Source organism: Stenotrophomonas sp. TEPEL (assembly GCF_004348785.1).
In the GTDB taxonomy this organism is placed as follows: domain Bacteria; phylum Pseudomonadota; class Gammaproteobacteria; order Xanthomonadales; family Xanthomonadaceae; genus Stenotrophomonas; species Stenotrophomonas indicatrix.
In genome coordinates this window covers 3,083,317-3,099,861 of the sequence record NZ_QQXJ01000001.1, presented here as the reverse complement: position 1 = coordinate 3,099,861, position 16,545 = coordinate 3,083,317, and the positions used below count along the sequence as shown (strand labels likewise).

Genomic DNA, 16,545 nt, shown 5'->3' with positions numbered 1-16,545 from the left:
GGGCAGGGCGGGATGAGCAACAGCCATGCAGGGCGGTATGCCCTTGCCCAACCGACCGGGCGCTGCAGCAGGAGCTCCTGTCCGGCCATCGAATCCCATCACGGGTGAAGTGGGTGTTGAGAGCGATGCCGCCGGCAGCCTGGGCGACCTGCGCGGAGCGTCCTTGCCTCAGCGCCGCTCGTACCAGCCGCGCGATGCATTGACGATGCGCACCACCGACAGCATCACCGGTACTTCGATCAGCACGCCCACCACCGTCGCCAGCGCCGCGCCGGAATGCACGCCGAACAGGCCCACGGCGGTGGCCACGGCCAGTTCGAAGAAGTTGCTGGCGCCGATCAGCGCCGAGGGACCGGCCACGCAGTGGGCAACCCCCAGGCGCCGGTTGAGCAGGTAGGCCAGCCCTGAGTTGAAATAGACCTGGATCAGGATCGGCACCGCCAGGATGGCGATGACCAGCGGCTGCTGCATGATCTGCTCGCCCTGGAAGCCGAACAGCAGCACCAGCGTCAGCAGCAGGGCCAGCAGCGAGACCGGTCCCAGGGTCCGCAGCGCGGACTGCAGGCCAGCCTGGCCGCGACGGGCCAGCAGCCAGCGCCGCAGCAGTGCGGCCACCAGCACCGGCGCGATGATGTACAGCGACACCGACAGCAGCAGCGTGTCCCATGGCACGCTGATCGCCGACAGGCCCAGCAGCAGCGCCACCACCGGTGCATAGGCCACCACCATGATCGCGTCGTTCAACGCCACCTGGCTGAGGGTGAAATTGGCATCGCCGCGGCACAGATTGCTCCACACGAAGACCATCGCGGTGCAGGGCGCTGCTGCCAGCAGGATCAGCCCGGCGATGTAGCTGTCGATCTGCGCGGCGGGCAGCGCGTCGGCGAACACGTGGCGCAGGAAGAACCAACCCAGCAGGGCCATCGAGAAAGGCTTGACTGCCCAGTTGACGAACAGCGTCACGCCGATGCCCTTCCAGTGCTGGCCGAGCTGGCGCATCGCACCGAAATCAACCCGCAGCAGCATCGGGATGATCATCAGCCAGATCAGCACCGCGATGGGCAGGTTGACCTTGGCCACCTCCGCCGACGCCAGTGCAGAGAATGGCTGCGGCAGCGCGTGGCCAAGCAGGGTGCCGGCCACGATGCACAGCGCCACCCACAGGGTCAGGTAACGCTCGAACAATCCCATCGGTGCCGGTGCGCTCACGCCGGGCCGTCCCCGGGCTGCACGAAGCCAATGCGATCCAGTGCGTCCTTCAACGGCCCGCGATCGGACCATGTGTCTGCGGGCAATGCCAGCAGCGCCAGCAGGCGTGCCTTGACGATGGCATGGGCCTGCGCGAATGCAGCCGCCTTGTCCTCCGCGCTGCCATCGACGGCGGCCGGATCAGGCAAGCCCCAGTGCGCGCGCACGAAATCGCCGAACACCACCGGGCATGCCTCGGCGGCCGCGGCATCGCAGACCGTGATCACCAGGTCCATCGGCGCGCCGTCGGCGAACTCGTCCCACGATTTGCTGCGCAGGCCTGCCGTTGCAATGCCCTCGGCCTGCAATTGCGCAAGTGCGAACGGATTGACCTCGCCGGTGGGCTGGCTGCCGGCGCTGAAGACCTCGAAGCGATGACCGGCCCACGCCCGCAGCGTGGCTTCGGCAAGGACGCTGCGGGCGGAATTGCCCGTGCACAGGAACAGGACGCGTTGGGTGGTCACGAAGCAGATCTCCGGTCAGCAGGCGCAATCAGGGGAGGTGGGGCTGCAGGCCGGATCGGGCGAGCCTGCGCAGCAGTTGTGGGTGAGGTAGTCGATCAGGCCGGTCATCGCGCTGAAGTTGGCGCGGTAGCAGACATTGCGGCCCTGGCTCTCGCTCTCGGCCAGCCCGGCCTGCAGCAGCTCCTTGAGGTGGAAGCTGAGCGTGGCCGGCGGCACCTGCAGGGCGACGGCGATATCACCGGCCATGCGTCCGGCCGGGCCGGCTTCGACCAGCAACCGGAACGCGGCGAGGCGGGTGGCATGGCCGAGGGCAGTGAGGGCGGCGATTGCATTTTTCGTTTCCATATTTCTAGAATAATCGAATGAATGAATCCATCGCAAGTGCCACCTTTCCGAATCTGGCCGAAGTCTCGCTTCCCCAGCCCGACCCGACCCTGCTGGGCGCCGTCCGCGCACACCCGCCGCGGATCCTGCTGCTGTATGGCTCGCTGCGCCCGCAGTCGTTCAGCCGCAAACTGGCGCTGGAGGCCGAGCGCCTGCTGGGCCACCTCGGCTGCGAGACCCGGGTGTTCGATCCGCATGCGTTGCCCATGCTCGACGGCGTCGGCGCCGATCACCCTGAAGTGCAGCGCCTGCGTGCGTGGTCGCGCTGGTCCGAAGGCCAGGTCTGGATCAGCCCGGAGCGCCACGGCACGGTCACCGGCGTGTTCAAGAACCAGATCGACTGGCTGCCGCTGGAAGACGGCAGCGTGCGCCCGACGCAGGGCAGGGCGCTGGCGGTGATGCAGGTCAGTGGCGGTTCGCAGTCGTTCAACACGGTCAACACGCTGCGCGTGCTGGGGCGGTGGATGCGCATGCTGACCATCCCCAACCAGTCTTCGGTGGCCAAGGCATGGCAGGAGTTCGACGAGAACGGGCGGATGAAACCCTCGGCGTACTACGACCGGGTGGTGGATGTGATGGAGGAACTGGTCAAGTTCACCCTGCTCACGCGGGATCGTGCAGACTACCTGGTCGATCGCTACAGCGAGCGCAAGGGTGATCAGGAGGCGGCCGCATTGGCGCGTGCAGCAGGGGCGGTGGCCGCACGCTGACGGCACGCGGAGCCGCAGGGACGCGCATGCGCGGGCGCATCACCTCAATCCACTACCATGGGCCACCCCACCAGGATGTGCCCCGATGTCCCTCGTCATCCCGACCCTGCCCAGGCCTCCCGCCGCACGCATCGCCGCCTGGCTGATGATGCTGCTGGGCATGTGGCTGGCACTGAAGCTCGGCCTGGTGGTGACCCTGCTGTCGGGCCTGCTGGTGTTCCAGCTGACCCATGTGCTGGCCTCCACCGTGGAAGGCAAGCTGCGTCCCGGTCGGGCGCGGGCGATCGCGGTGATCGTGCTGTCGGCGGTGATCATCAGCGTGCTGGTGCTGGCCGGTATCGGCGTGGCCTCGTTCTTCCGCAACGAGACCGGTGGCCCGGACGTGCTGCTGGCGCGGTTGATGGACATCCTCAACACCTCGCGCCACCAGGTGCCGGCCCTGCTGCAGCCCTACATTCCCGAGGATCTGACGGCGCTGCGCGCCGCCGTGAACGAATGGGCTGCCGAGCACCAGCGTCAGCTGGGCGTGGCCGGCACATCGGTGGTGCAGGTGGGCGTGCGGGTGCTGATCGGCATGGTGCTGGGCGCGATGATCGCGCTGTACGACGAACTGCCGCTGCCGAAGATGGGCCCGCTGGCGCAGGAACTGATCGGCCGCACCAGCCGCCTGGCCACCGCGTTCCGCCAGGTGGTGTTCGCGCAGGTGAAGATCTCGCTGCTCAACACCGTGTTCACCGCCATCTTCCTGCTGGGCGTGCTGCCGCTGTTCGGCGTGCACCTGCCGTTGTCGAAGACGCTGGTGCTGATCACCTTCCTGGCGGGCCTGCTGCCGGTGGTGGGCAACATCATCTCCAACACCATCATCGCCATCGTCGCGCTGTCGGTGTCGTTCTACGTGGCCGTGGCTGCGCTGCTGTACCTGGTGGTGATCCACAAGCTGGAGTACTTCCTCAACGCGCGCATCGTCGGCGGCGAGATCCAGGCGCGCGCCTGGGAACTGCTGCTGGCCATGCTGGTGATGGAGGCGGCCTTCGGCCTGCCCGGGCTGGTAGCCGCGCCGGTGTTCTACGCCTACGTGAAGCGCGAACTGGTGGACCAGCGCTGGATCTGACCCGCCTTCACCCGGGCAGAGCGCTACTAAAGGCGATCAACGATGGGCAGGGGCATATGGCCGGCGAGGCTGTGCGGGTGCACGGGGCCACAGGCGGGCGTGCGGCGTGCGACGCATGTTCATCGGCGGCGCACGCGCTGCTGCCTAGACTGGCCACCCGCCCGTCCCCAGGAGTACGCCATGATCCTGCGTTCCGTTGTGACTGCCACGCTGCTGGCGAGCCTGTTCGCTGGCTGCGCCAGCAGTACACCGCAGCCCGATCCGGGCGCCGATGCTGCACGTCATCCGTCGATCGCCGCTGATGCCAGCCCGGTGCCTGCCTTCACCGGCGGCGGCGCCGGCTGGTCCATCGAGATTGCCTCCACCGGCAAGGGCAACCACGATGCCACGCTCACCGTTGCTGGCCGCAGCAGCGCTGGAACGTTGCGCTACCTCGGCCAGCCGGCCGGTGCGTCCAGTTCGTTGACGGTTCTCAACGGTGAGCTGGGCAAGCAGCCCACCATCGTCGAGATCAAGCGCGAGCCCTGCCGCAACGCCGAAGGCGTGGATACATCGGCCAGCGTGCAGGTGACTGTCGAGGGCCAACCACAACGCCGCGGCTGCGGCTTCCTGGCCGTGTACTGACTGGCGCACGCATGATCCACATCCCAGTGCTGGAGACGCCGCGACTGGTGTTCCACTATCCGCGCTGATGCGTGACGGTCATCGGGCGCGGGCGCACTGCACGCGGGAATGCCAACTGCGGCCACTGCGTGAAGAAGGCGCCAGCAGCCATCCACGCATCGGTCACCGCGTCGGGCAGACGCTGGACACCCATCTGTTGAAGGAACCGCCCATGACCACGCTCACCCTGCCCGAACTGGCCAAGAAGATGGCCGGCATCGATTTCACCATGCTGCAGACCCATGCCGATGGCAGGATCGCTGGCCGCCCGATGAGCAACAACGGCGATGTGGACTACGACGGCGACAGCTGGTTCTTCACCATGGAAAACACCGACATGGTGCGCGAGATCAGCGCCGACCCGAACGTGGCGCTGGGCCTGACCGGCAGCAAGTCGCTGCTGGGCAAGCCACCGCTGTTCGTGCACGTGCAGGGCAGGGCGGCGCTGATCCGCGATCGCGCCACGATGGCCCAGCATTGGGTGAAGGACCTGGAGCGGTGGTTCGAGCAGGGCGTGGATACGCCAGATCTGGTGCTGATCCACGTACACGCCAGCCGCATCCATTACTGGGACGGCGAGGACGAAGGCGAGATCGTGGTCTGATCGCGGGGGCCGCACAGGGCCCCTGCACATCGCTGCCGCAGCTCAGGAATGTGCAGGCGTGCCGGACCACGCGGCCAGTTCCGGTGCCAGCGCATGTTCAACGGCGCGGCGCAGCAGTGCCGGGGCCACGTAATGACGATGGGCGCTGTCGATCATGGCCATGTAGAAGCGGCCAAACGCATTGAGCGTCTGCACGCGCGAGCCCAGGCTGATCTGGACCTGGCCCTCCTCGCAGAACTGCACGCGCACGCTGCTGCGGAAGCGGAGATGGCGGTCGTCTGCGCCGAGCAGCACTTCGGCACACCGGTCTTCCGCATCTACCTGGGCATCCAGCACCGGGAAACGTCCGCCGAACACGCGGCTGCGATCGGTGGACAGCAGCGACGACACCGGGCAGCCCAGCGGCGAGGTGCGCAGACGCAGTGGTGCAACCAGACGATTGCGCACGGCCATCAAGCGGCCGACGCCCGCCGGCGGGTTGCGCAGGAACCCGTCCAGTATGTCGGCCAGCAGGGCGGAGGCCGATCGATGGCGGGTCTGCCCGCCGTGCAGGGTCAGTGTGGTCGTGTCGTTGTAGTGACTGTGCGGCAGGGCGCTGGCGAGCATTCCTGCTGGAGGCGACGACGCGCTGCTGCAGACCGGGTATGCCGGCGTCGCCCTTTCCACGAATCCGCGCAGTGGCTCCAGGCTGAAGCGACGCAGCGGCCCCAGCAACGTGCGCGTCTGCACGCACAGGCGTGCGCGCAGGCTGGGCGCTGCCGCCTGCAGTGACAGTTGCAGCAACGGCGTGGCGGCGAGTGTGGTTGCGCTGGGCCAGTGCGCCGCTGGCAGCACGTCGGTCAGGCTGGGAATGTCCGCGGCGTTTGCCTGTGCCAGTGCGCGAGCCTGCGCGCTCATTGCCCCGGCCAGCTCATTGCTGTGGCACGAGAGCGCGAACAGGGCAGCGTGGGCCGGACTGTTCGAGGCGAACTGGTGCCAGGTGCCACCACCAAAGCGCACGGTGAACAGGCAATCGGGCGGGATGCGGACACGACGCAGCGACCGCAGGAAGTGCGGGGGATCGTCCGCCAGCTGCTGATCGGATGCGCTGGCAAACCGCAGCTCGGCACCGGCACTGCCGGCGATGGCGGTGAACATGCGCGGCCCGGCATGGCGATGGAAGGGATGGCCGCCGGCGCCCACCACGAAGCTGTACAGCGAGGACGCATCGCCGTGCTGCAGGTGCATGCCACCCAGCCGTGCCGAGGGCTCGTCCAGCGCATCGATGAAGGCCGGGTGGTGACGTTGGCGCTGGCTGGCATCGCTTACCAGCGCATCGCCGGCACCAATGCCGAGCTGCGCGATCAGGGTGACTTCCACCGGGCCACCGCCGTCGTGTGCCGGAAGCTGGATACTCGGGAACGAACGGCTGGTGCGGGTCGAACCGGGCATCGCAGTGCTCCTCAGCGGGCGGGTGTCTTGCGGCGTGCGCGCGCTTCGCGCTTCAGCGGGCCGCCGACCGGACAGACTTCGGCAGCCCAGGAAAACAGCGTGTTGGCCAGGCGGTCGGGCACCTGCCGGAAGTACACGAACTGGCCGCGCTTCTCACGTTCGATCAGGCCGGCGTCCTCCAGGATGCGCAGGTGGCTGGAGAGTGCCGGCTTGCTGAAATCGAAGCGCTCGGCCAGCTCGCCGGCGCTGAGTTCGCCGGCGCTGAGGTAGGCCAGGATCTGCCGGCGTGCGGTGGAGGCCAGGGCTTCGAAGATGCGGTCCATGGTTGTAGTTAACTAATTCGTTAACTGATGTTCCCCCTGGCGGCAGGTGATGTCAAGCGCGGGGGTGCCCGTTGCGTACTGCCTCCCGGCTTTGTCATCCTCCCCGCTGTTTTCCGTTCCGTGGAGTTCCGATGCGCCCTGCGCCCTGGCTGATCGCTGGCCTGCTGCTGCCGATCGTGGTGATGGCCCAGCCTGCGCGTGCGCCGAAGGCACCTGCGCAGGATCCCTTCAGCGAACTGTTCGACACTGCCTGCATGCAGCACATCGGCGCGCCGGCGCGGTTGCAGTCGCTGATGGATGCCAATGGCCTGACGCCGCTGCAGCCGGCCGAGGCCGCTACGCTGCTGCAGGGCCAGCCGGGCATGGCATGGATGGTGCCGTTGGCCAGTGGTCGCTATGCGGTCAGCTGGGCCGACGATGGCACCTGCACCGTGTATGCCGAGAAGGCCGACCCGGCGGTGGTGCAGAAGGGCTTCGCGCGGTTGATGCAGGCCGCACCGAAGCCGCTGCAGATCCGCTCGCTGCCCTCGCGCGGTCCACTGTCCGGAGACCAGGTGGCGATCCAGTACGGTTGGGCAACGCCGGGCGAAAGCAAGCTGCGCGTGCGCTTCCGGCTGGTCACCCGGCAGGCCGCCGAGGCCGGGGTGCAGGCGATGGCCTCGGCCACGCCGGGCGAAGCGATGCGCGAACAGGCCACTTCGCCGGAGCCGGCACCCGCCCGGTAGCGCTGCCGGAGCACGAGATTCAGCCAACAGCCCGGCGATGTGATATATCGTTTATCGATAAATCCACCCGGGGCGGCAGGGCCGCTCCACATCGGAGGCTGCTTGACCGCTCGTCCCCCCCGCGCCCTTCCTGCGCGCGGCTTGTTCACCCTGGCCCAGACCGCCGTGCAGGCGGTGCGCGCGATGTGCTGGCTGGGCATCCTGGCCGCGCTGCTGGCGGTGCCGCTGGTGGCCTACGACCGCAGCTGGCTGCTGGACAGCGTGCACGACGCGCAGGCCGCGGCCATGCACGGTTCGCATCTGTTCCTGCATTTCTGCGTGGGCCTGGTCGCCATCGTCGCGCTGCTGGTGCTGTGCCTGGTGTTCCTGCGCCACCTGGCGCGGCTGCTGCGTTCTGCGGCCAACGAACGCCCCTTCACCCATGCCAATGCCGTACGCCTGCAACGCATGGCTTGGCTGATGCTGGCGATGGAGGTGCTGTCCATCGTGATCGGTCTGTATGCCAGCTGGATGGGGCCGGACTTCGCGTGGATGGAAGTTGGCGGTGGCATGTCGATCACCGGCCTGGTGGCCGTGCTGATGCTGTTCGTGCTGGCGCGGGTGTTCACCGTTGGCGCAGCGATGCGCGATGATCTGGACGGTGTGATCTGATGGGCATGATCTGATGGCGATCGTCATCACCCTCGACCGCATGCTGCAGCAGCGCGGCATGACCTTGTCCGAGCTGGCCGGGCGCGTCGACATCACCCTGGCCAACCTGTCGATCCTGAAGACCGGCAAGGCGCGTGCGATCCGCTTTTCCACCCTCGATGCGATCTGCCGCGAACTGCAATGCAGCCCTGGCGACCTGCTCGGGCATGACCCTGCGCAGGCGCAGGATGCGGATTGAGCCTGGCTGCGCCGCACGCCTGCACCGCACCACTTTTCCCCTACTGACGAAACGGACCTGAAATGGAATGGTTGGCTGACCCCTCGATATGGATGGGCCTTGCAACCCTGGTCGTGCTGGAGATCGTTCTCGGCATCGACAACCTGGTGTTCATCGCGATCCTGGCCGACAAGCTGCCGCCGCACCAGCGCGACCGCGCGCGGGTGATCGGCCTGGCATTGGCGCTGCTGATGCGGCTGGTGCTGCTGGCTGCGTTGGCCTGGATCATGAAACTGACCGAACCCCTGGTCACGCTGCTGGAGCACAGCTTCTCCGGCCGCGATCTGATCCTGCTCGGCGGCGGCCTGTTCCTGCTGTTCAAGGGCACCATGGAGCTGCACGAGCGGCTTGAAGGCCGCGAGCATCACGAGGACGGCAAGAAGGTCTATGCCAGCTTTGCGATGGTGGTGGCGCAGATCGTGGTGCTCGATGCGGTGTTCTCGCTGGATTCGGTGATCACCGCGGTCGGCATGGTCGACAACCTCGGCGTGATGTATGCGGCGGTGACCATCGCGATGGCGCTGATGCTGCTGGCCAGCAAGCCGCTGACCCGCTTCGTCAACAAGCACCCGACCGTGGTGGTGCTGTGCCTGGGCTTCCTGCTGATGATCGGTTTCAGCCTGGTGGCCGAGGGCCTGGGCTACAGGATTCCGAAGGGGTACCTGTACGCTGCCATCGCGTTCTCGATCCTGGTGGAAGCGTTCAACCAGTGGATACGTTTCAACCGCGAGCGCAACGAGCAGCGCCAGCCGTTCCGCCAGCGTACTGCCGATGCCGTGCTGCGCCTGCTGGGTGCGCGCCAGGCCAATGGCCACGATGAAGATGAAGCCGATGAGCGCGGCAGCACCGAAGAACGCCTGCAGCCCGCCGAGCACGAGATGATCCGCAGTGTGCTGGGCCTGGCCGACCGTCCGGTATCGAGCGTGATGACGGTGCGTGCCGACGTGCAGTGGATCGACATGGCGCGTGGTCACGACGATGTGGTCGCACGCCTGGTGGCGTCGCCGCATACGCGGATGCTGGTAGGAGAGGGCGACCTGGACAGCCTGCGCGGCGTGGTGCAGAGCCGTGACCTGCTGGCCGACCTGCTGCAGGGCAAGCCACTGCAGCTGGAAGGCAACCTGCGCGAGCCGCAGTACGTGCTGTCGAGCGCCAGTGCGCTGCAGGCCCTGGAGCTGATCCGCCAGCACCCGGTGCCGTTGGCGGTGGCGGTGGACGAGTACGGCAGCGTGGAAGGCCTGGTAACGGCCAACGACCTGCTGGCGGCGATCGCCGGTGATCTGGCCGATACCCAGGACGAGCGCTATGGCGTGGTTGCACAGGGCGAGGACTGCTGGGACGCCGACGGCGCGCTGACCCTGGACGACCTGCAGCGGCTGGCCGGCGTGTCGCTGCCGCGCAGCGCGGACTACATGACCATTTCCGGGCTGGTGCTGGAGCAACTGGGGCGCCTGCCCGACGTCGGCGACACGCTGGAGGTGGCCGGGATCCGCATCACCGTGCTGGCGATGGAGAAGCGGCGCATCACGCGGTTGCGGGTGGAACGCCTGCCGGAAGCGTGACGATGTCGGGGCTGGGCCCATGCCCGGCTCTATCCATTGCCATCTTCTGCCGTCACCATGGCGGGCCTGTTCGCCGTTCTGGATTGTCGTAGTGCTGAGTACGATTGGTTTTCTGATGGGCCTGTATGTGGCCTGGCGCCTGTTCTGGCCGCTGCGCCTGCCTGTCTGGTCGAAGGTGGTGCTGTCGGTGCTGCTGGTGGGCATTGCCGTGCAGCTGCGCATCGTCGCCAGCTTCTGGGGCACGATGGCCTCGCCGGAAATTCCGAAGATGGCCATTGCCACGCTGGCCACCGGTTCCACCGCCGTGCTGCTGCTGGCCCTGGCGTTGCTGGTGCTGGACGCCGGCCTGTTGGCCGCGCGCCTGCTACGCGCCCCGCGCGCCCTTTCCGTACTGCGCAGCAAGGCCCTGCGCCCGTCTGCCGCAGTGCTGGCGCTGCTGCTCAGTGCCTTCGGTGTCAGCCAGGGCATGGCCGTACCCAAGCCACGGCAGATCGAGGTGGCCATCAGCGGCCTGCCGCAGGCCTTCGATGGCTACCGTGTGCTGCAGCTCACCGACATCCACGCCAGCCGCCTGCTGACCGGCGACTGGGTGCGCCAGGTCGTGGCTGCAAGCAATGCACTGCAACCGGACCTGGTGGTGATCACCGGCGACCTGATCGACGGCAGCGTGCAGGCGCGCCGCAACGATTACACCCCACTGGCGGACCTGCGTGCGCCGGACGGGGTGATCGCCATCACCGGCAATCACGAGTACTACGCGCAGTACAGCGAATGGATGCAGGCGTTCCGCGCGCTGCACATGCAGGTGCTGGAAAACAGCCACACCCAGGTGCGCCGTGGCGGGGCGGCACTGACCATCGCCGGCGTCACCGACCCGGTCGCCGCACGCTATGGCCTGCCGCTACCCGACCTGGAGGCCGCCCTGGCCGGTGCCGACCCCAGCGCACCGGTGATCCTGCTCGACCATCGGCCACGCAATGCACGCGAGGCCGCTGCACGCGGGGTGAAGCTGCAGCTGTCCGGGCACACCCATGGCGGACAGATCATCGGCATGGACCAGCTGGTGAAGCGCGCCAACGGCGGCTTCGTCTCCGGTCGCTACGCGGTGGATGGCATGACGCTGTACGTGAGCAACGGTGCCGGCCTGTGGGCCGGGTTCCCGGCGCGCATCGGCGTGCCGTCGGAGATCACGTTGATCACCCTGCGCCGGGCGCCGTGATGCGGTGGGGTCGGATCCCTTTGCAGACAGCAAAGGGCTCTGCCCCCGATTACCAGAGGGCAAGTCATCCACGCATGGCGTGGATCTACCGCATCGTCACCGCCTTCATGACACGCTGCGGCCATGAAGGAAAGCACGCAATGACCGCAGGACGGCAGCGCTCGATGTGGGTGGCCGGCCTGTCCACGGTGGTGGAGTGGTACGACTTCACCCTGTACCTGTACTTCGCCACGGTGCTGTCGCGCGTGTTCTTCGGCGGTGGCCAAGAGGCGATGCTGGTCACCCTGGCCGGCTTCGCGGTGTCCTACCTGATGCGTCCGCTCGGTGCGCTGTGCTTCGGCCACCTGGGTGACCGGCTCGGCCGGCGCTGGATGCTGCTGGCCTCGATGGCATTGATGGCCGCGGCCATGCTGGCCACCGCGTTGCTGCCGACCGCGGCCACCGCCGGTGCGACTGCTGGTGTGCTGCTGCTGATCCTGCGCTGTGTGATGGCCTTTTCCGTGGGCGGCGAATACACCGGCGTGGTCGCCTATCTGCTGGAAAGCGCGCCGACGCGACGACGTGGCCTGGTCACTTCACTGGCCTCGGCGGCCAGCGAAGTGGGCGCGTTGCTGGCGGTGGCCATCTCCGCGCTCACCGTGGCCCTGCTGCCTGCGCCGCAGCTGGACAGCTGGGGCTGGCGGATCCCGTTCTTCTTTGGCGCGGCGCTGGCACTGGTGATCCTGATCGCGCGTTCGGGCATGCACGAATCGCCGGAGTTCGAGCGGCAGCGGCGCGAAGGCAGCATTCCGGCTACGCCGCTGCGGCATGTCCTGCGCAACCATCCTGGTGCGGTGGCGCGCACGTTCGCGATTTCCGCACTGGGTTCGATCACCTACTACGTGGGCATCACCTACGTGCCAGCATTCCTGCACGCACAGGGGCACGACGAAGGCGATGCGCTGTGGCTGTCGACGATTGCGGCGGTGGCGGTGATCGCGATCACCCCGCTGTGCGGGGCGCTGTCCGATCGCTTCGGGCGGCGTCCGCTGCTGCTGGGGCTGACGGTGCTGGCGGCGCTGCTGCCGCTGTCGATGTTTGGCTGGATGGCCACTGCTGCGCCGTTGGGCATCGTGCTGGCAGCGGTGAGCCTGGCCTGTGTAGCCGGCGGTATCAGTGCGGTGGCGGCACCGGCCACGGCCGAGCAGTTCCCCGGCGAGGGCCGGGTCAGTGGCCTGGCGCTGGGGGTGACCATGGCCACCGCAGTGTTCGGCGGGGCGACGCCGTGGTTGGCGCAATGGTGGGTGGAACGCAGCGGCTGGGCGGCGGCACCGGGGGCGATGATCGCGCTGGTGGCGGTGCTGGTGCTGCCGGTGCTGTGGACGCTGCCGGAGACCGTGCCGAAGACCCGCCCCGTGTCCCGGGGCGGGCAGTGAGCGCTTAGACCTTCAGGGTCCGCTCGATGTCGGCCAGCACCGCGGCCGCATCCACGCCGATGGCGATGGACTGCAGGACATGGCCGTCCCACACGCTGGGGCCGAAACCCATGCCTTCCGGCTTGGGAATGGTCATGCCACGGGCGACGCCGTCGGTGGCCACGCGCACGCTGGCGCGCTCGAACTGGAACAGCTCCGGGCGGGTCAGGGCGATGCAGGCGCAGCAGTCGTGCACGACCATGCCCTTGTGTCCGGCCTGCAGATAGAAGTCGACGTAGTCCTGCGACAGGGCGCGCACCAGTTCGGCATCGGCGCCGCCGATCACGGCCAGCTTGTCCAGGCCGTCGCGGTTCATCTCGACGCGGGTGGTCACGTCCAGGCCGATCGCGGTGACCGGCCAGTGGGCGGTGAACACGATGTCGGCCGCTTCCGCGTCGCCCCAGATGTTGGCCTCGGCCGCCGGAGTGATGTTGCCGTTGACGTGGAACGCACCGCCCATCAGTACCACGCCACGCACCAGGCCGGCGATGTCCGGGGCCTGCTGCAGGGCCAGCGCCAAGTTGGTCATGCGGCCGACCGCCACCAGGGTCACTTCGCCCGGATGGGCGCGCACCAGGTCGATGATCAGCTGGTGTGCGGGACGGCTGTCGGCGGTTGCGTCCAGCGCTTCCGGCACCGGGTGGTTGCCCAGGCCGTTGTGGCCATGGATGTGCACCGGCCACGCTTCCGGGGTGGCTTCGGGCTGCAGCGGGCCTTCGGCGCCGCGCGCGACCGGCGCGGACAGGCCCCAGGCCTGCTTCAGGTACAGCGCGTTGTGGGTGGTCGACTCCACCGAGGCATTGCCGAAGGTGGTGGTGACGCCGATCAGATCGATCTGCGGGTGCTTGTGCAGGTACAGCAGAGCCAGCGCGTCGTCGACGCCCGGGTCGGTATCGAAAATGACTTTCAGCATGTTGTTGTTCTTCTTCTTTCGTGTGGTGCAGGGGGCCGGCGGTCCCAAGGGCAGGCCGGCGCGCCCTACATTGTCCCATCTTCATGACAGGCAGGGCGAACCGGCCGCGGTGGTATCGTCTGCGGGCCCGAACCCGTCGCAAGGAGCTGCGCCATGCTGGCTGTGACCCTCGTCCTGATTGCCCTGGTGCTGGGGCTGAACCTGGTGGCCAGCTTCGTGGTGCTGGGCCGCGATGACCTTCCCGTCAGCAGCCGCGCCGGGCAGCTGCTGGTGGTGTGGCTGCTGCCACTGGTCGGCGCGATCGTGTGCATGGCGATGGCCACCGCCGATGGTTCGCCCGCGCGGGGCGATGGCAGCGGCGGTGGACCGGCCGATTTCTCCGGGGGCTATTCCGGGGACAGCAACAGCCACCACAGCTACAGCAGTTCCGACTGCAGCAGTGGCGACAGCGGTGGGGGCGGAGACGGCGGCAGCTGCGGCGGCGGCGATTGAGGAGAGATTCCAGGTTGCCGGCCAGCGGCCGGCACTACCCGGACGTGACCTATCGAGGTTGCCGGCCAGCGGCCGGCACTACCGTGAACCGGCCTCGCCGGGGTAGTGCCGGCCGCTGGCCGGCAATCCCATGAACTCAGCTTCCGCCTTCGGTCGGCAACGGCGCAGGCACGTTCAACAATCCGCCGCTGGCCACATACGCAGCCAAGGCCTGGCCCTGGCTGAGCAGGTGGCGTTCCATCGTGCGTTCGGCGGCTGCAGCATCGCGCTGGCGGAAGCAGTCCATCAGTTCGCGGTGTTCGGCCAGCGACTGCGCGGTGCGGCCCGGTGCCAGCAGCTGGCGGCCGCGATGCATCTTCAGGATGCGGTGCAGGTCGTGGGTGATGCGGATCAGCCACGGGTTGCCGGCGTAATGCTGCACCGTCTCGTGGATGAGGTAGTTGTTGCGGTAGTACTCGGCGATGTTGCCCTCGGCGGCGGCCGCTTCCATCGCCGCGTGCAGGTCTTCCAGCTGCTGCACGCCGGCGTCGTCGATGTGCTTGACCGCTTCATGCGCACATCGGCCTTCCAGCATCGCCATCACCGGGAACAGCTGGTTGAGGTCTTCCAGGGTCAGCCGGGTTACCCGTGCGCCGCGGCCGGCATCGATCTGTACCAGGCCTTCGGCGGCGAGCAGCTTCAGCGCTTCGCGCAGGGGCGTACGGCTGATGGCCAGTTCCTCGCACAGCGCCGGTTCGTCGATCCACTCGCCCGGCGGCAGGCGGTAGTCGTAGATCCGCTCGCGCACGTGTTCGGCCACCTCCTCATACAGAGGGGCGCGCTTCTTCGGTGTACGCGGAGCGGGAGCGATGGCCATGCGGAAAGTGTAACGCCAGGCAGTGCCGGCCAGCGACCGGCACTACCGCAGGCATTTACATCCAGCCCGGCACCACGAACACCAGCCACGCCAGCAGCGGGCCGAATGCCACCACCAGGCCGCTGTAGACCAGGAAGCGGCGGAACAGCGTTTCGCGTTCTTCCTTCGCGGCCGAGGCCACCACCAGTGCGCCGTTGGTCGAGAACGGACTGACATCGACGATGGTGGAAGACACCGCCAGCGCGCAGATCACGCCGGCTGCACTGAGATGGCCCTGCATCAGGAACGGCACCGCCAGTGGAATGGTGGCACCCAGCACCGCCGCCGACGAGGCGAATGCGGAGACGATGCCGCCCACGTAGCAGACCAGCAGTGCGCCCAGCAGCGGAATGCCGATGCTGGAGACGCCGTGGCCGATGAAGTCCACGGCACCGGCATGTTCCAGCACGCCGATGTAGGTGACCACGCCGCAGATCAGCAGCACGGTGGACCAGCTGATGCCGTCCACCGCACCCTTCTGGCTCTGCGGCGACAGCAGGGCCAGCACCACGGCAACGGTGATCGAAACCAGGCCGACGTTGAGGTTGTAGATCAGCGCGGCCACACCCAGGCCGAGCAGGCCGATCAGGGTGAACAAGCGCTCGCGGGTCAGGCCCACCGCATCCAGTGCCACCGGATCGTTGGACAGGGTGCCACCACCGGCTGCGACCAGCGCACCATGGCCTTCGATGGCGAACTGCCGCGACGAAGCCTGCGGGCCACCGGCCATCGCCAGCTCCGCGTTGCCCACCGTGCCCGCAGCAGTGATCGAACCGCGACGCAGCAGCGCGATGCCTCCGAAGGCGAAGAAGCAGATCGTGGCCATCATGAAGTTGAAGCCGAGGCTGGTCAGGAACACCGCCATTTCGGTGACTTCCAGGCCTGCCTTCTGCACCACGCCATTGGTGATGCTGCCGTACACGCTGATCGGCGAGAAGCCACCCGCCTGCGCGCCATGGATCACCAGCAGGCCCATCATCAACGGATTGATGTTGTACTGCTTGGCAAAGCGCAGCGCGACCGGGCCGATGATCGCAACCGCGGCCGGGCCCAGCGCGCCGAAGGCGGTCAGCACGGCGGTAATCACGAACATCACCCACGGGATGGCCACGATATGGCCGCGTACCGCTTTCACCGCCCAGTGCACCAGCAGGTCGATGGTGCCGTTCTTCTGCGCGATGGCGAACAGGTAGGTGATGCCGACCAGGGTCAGGAACAGGTCGCCCGGGAAGCCGGCGAGAACCTCCTTGCCCCCCATGTCGACCCAGAGCCCGCCGACGATGAAGGCCAGTGCGAAGGCAACGGCGCCCATGTTGATCGGCATCGCGGTGGCGACGATGAACATGATCACCAGACCGATGATCGTTGCAATTTGTGGAGTCATGCGCCCTCCCAGACACCTGATTCGCGTGTTGCACG

The 16,545-nt window shown here is 67.6% G+C and carries 19 protein-coding genes; 11 read left to right on the top strand and 8 right to left on the bottom strand.

What is annotated here, in order from left to right:
* Positions 1–168 precede the first annotated feature (168 nt).
* Genes arsB through TEP_RS14105 form a run of 3 tightly spaced genes read right to left on the bottom strand, consistent with a single transcriptional unit; the run spans position 169 to position 2,057 of the window.
* Complete coding sequence (arsB, locus tag TEP_RS14115; protein ID WP_132826545.1) at positions 169–1,191, bottom strand: ACR3 family arsenite efflux transporter; 1,023 nt, start codon at positions 1,189–1,191, stop codon at positions 169–171.
* 14 nt (positions 1,192–1,205) lie between these two features.
* On the bottom strand, positions 1,206–1,712 hold the full coding sequence (locus tag TEP_RS14110) for an arsenate reductase ArsC (protein WP_132825688.1): 507 nt from the start codon (positions 1,710–1,712) through the stop codon (positions 1,206–1,208).
* Positions 1,713–1,727: 15 nt separating this feature from the next.
* Positions 1,728–2,057 carry a metalloregulator ArsR/SmtB family transcription factor gene (locus tag TEP_RS14105; protein WP_132825687.1) on the bottom strand — a complete coding sequence of 110 codons (330 nt, stop codon included), beginning with the start codon at positions 2,055–2,057 and terminating at the stop codon, positions 1,728–1,730.
* A gap of 17 nt (positions 2,058–2,074) precedes the next feature.
* Here TEP_RS14105 and arsH point away from each other — a divergent pair, with 17 nt between their 5' ends.
* From arsH to TEP_RS14085, 4 genes are all read left to right on the top strand, one after another.
* The gene (gene arsH / locus TEP_RS14100) at positions 2,075–2,806 is read left to right on the top strand and encodes an arsenical resistance protein ArsH (RefSeq protein ID WP_132825686.1); all 732 of its coding nucleotides are present in this window, start codon (positions 2,075–2,077) and stop codon (positions 2,804–2,806) included.
* 85 nt (positions 2,807–2,891) lie between these two features.
* Complete coding sequence (locus tag TEP_RS14095; protein WP_032975895.1) at positions 2,892–3,917, top strand: AI-2E family transporter; 1,026 nt, start codon at positions 2,892–2,894, stop codon at positions 3,915–3,917.
* A gap of 180 nt (positions 3,918–4,097) precedes the next feature.
* Positions 4,098–4,541: a hypothetical protein gene (locus TEP_RS14090; protein WP_132825685.1), complete on the top strand. Its 444-nt coding sequence runs from the start codon at positions 4,098–4,100 to the stop codon at positions 4,539–4,541.
* 211 nt (positions 4,542–4,752) lie between these two features.
* Positions 4,753–5,184: a pyridoxamine 5'-phosphate oxidase family protein gene (locus TEP_RS14085; protein ID WP_132825684.1), complete on the top strand. Its 432-nt coding sequence runs from the start codon at positions 4,753–4,755 to the stop codon at positions 5,182–5,184.
* A 42-nt stretch (positions 5,185–5,226) separates the two neighbouring features.
* Here the strand turns inward: TEP_RS14085 and TEP_RS14080 are convergent, their stop codons facing one another.
* Positions 5,227–6,615, bottom strand: coding sequence for a DUF2867 domain-containing protein (locus TEP_RS14080; RefSeq protein WP_132825683.1), 1,389 nt, complete (start codon positions 6,613–6,615; stop codon positions 5,227–5,229).
* A gap of 11 nt (positions 6,616–6,626) precedes the next feature.
* Positions 6,627–6,938 (bottom strand): metalloregulator ArsR/SmtB family transcription factor, encoded by a 312-nt coding sequence (locus TEP_RS14075; protein ID WP_025873922.1) that lies wholly within the window; start codon positions 6,936–6,938, stop codon positions 6,627–6,629.
* Between the two features lie 131 nt (positions 6,939–7,069).
* On the opposite strand from TEP_RS14075, the gene TEP_RS14070 reads away from it, so the two are divergent.
* The 6 genes from TEP_RS14070 (at position 7,070) to TEP_RS14045 (ending at position 12,787) form a co-directional block, all read left to right on the top strand.
* Positions 7,070–7,663 carry a hypothetical protein gene (locus tag TEP_RS14070; RefSeq protein ID WP_132825682.1) on the top strand — a complete coding sequence of 198 codons (594 nt, stop codon included), beginning with the start codon at positions 7,070–7,072 and terminating at the stop codon, positions 7,661–7,663.
* Between the two features lie 183 nt (positions 7,664–7,846).
* Positions 7,847–8,314, top strand: a complete 468-nt coding sequence (locus tag TEP_RS14065; RefSeq protein WP_132826544.1) for a DUF2975 domain-containing protein — start codon at positions 7,847–7,849, stop codon at positions 8,312–8,314.
* 13 nt (positions 8,315–8,327) lie between these two features.
* A complete protein-coding gene (locus TEP_RS14060; protein ID WP_132825681.1) occupies positions 8,328–8,552 on the top strand; it encodes a helix-turn-helix transcriptional regulator in 225 nt (74 codons plus the stop codon).
* Between the two features lie 62 nt (positions 8,553–8,614).
* Positions 8,615–10,153, top strand: coding sequence for a TerC family protein (locus tag TEP_RS14055; RefSeq protein WP_132825680.1), 1,539 nt, complete (start codon positions 8,615–8,617; stop codon positions 10,151–10,153).
* Between the two features lie 82 nt (positions 10,154–10,235).
* The gene (locus tag TEP_RS14050) at positions 10,236–11,372 is read left to right on the top strand and encodes a metallophosphoesterase (RefSeq protein ID WP_132826543.1); all 1,137 of its coding nucleotides are present in this window, start codon (positions 10,236–10,238) and stop codon (positions 11,370–11,372) included.
* A 140-nt stretch (positions 11,373–11,512) separates the two neighbouring features.
* Positions 11,513–12,787: an MFS transporter gene (locus TEP_RS14045; RefSeq protein WP_132825679.1), complete on the top strand. Its 1,275-nt coding sequence runs from the start codon at positions 11,513–11,515 to the stop codon at positions 12,785–12,787.
* Positions 12,788–12,791: 4 nt separating this feature from the next.
* Here the strand turns inward: TEP_RS14045 and TEP_RS14040 are convergent, their stop codons facing one another.
* Positions 12,792–13,739 carry a nucleoside hydrolase gene (locus TEP_RS14040; protein ID WP_132825678.1) on the bottom strand — a complete coding sequence of 316 codons (948 nt, stop codon included), beginning with the start codon at positions 13,737–13,739 and terminating at the stop codon, positions 12,792–12,794.
* 153 nt (positions 13,740–13,892) lie between these two features.
* On the opposite strand from TEP_RS14040, the gene TEP_RS14035 reads away from it, so the two are divergent.
* On the top strand, positions 13,893–14,231 hold the full coding sequence (locus tag TEP_RS14035) for a hypothetical protein (protein WP_132825677.1): 339 nt from the start codon (positions 13,893–13,895) through the stop codon (positions 14,229–14,231).
* 136 nt (positions 14,232–14,367) lie between these two features.
* Here the strand turns inward: TEP_RS14035 and TEP_RS14030 are convergent, their stop codons facing one another.
* Positions 14,368–15,087, bottom strand: a complete 720-nt coding sequence (locus tag TEP_RS14030; RefSeq protein ID WP_132825676.1) for a GntR family transcriptional regulator — start codon at positions 15,085–15,087, stop codon at positions 14,368–14,370.
* A 55-nt stretch (positions 15,088–15,142) separates the two neighbouring features.
* Positions 15,143–16,510, bottom strand: coding sequence for an SLC13 family permease (locus TEP_RS14025; RefSeq protein WP_032975926.1), 1,368 nt, complete (start codon positions 16,508–16,510; stop codon positions 15,143–15,145).
* Positions 16,511–16,545 lie beyond the last annotated feature (35 nt).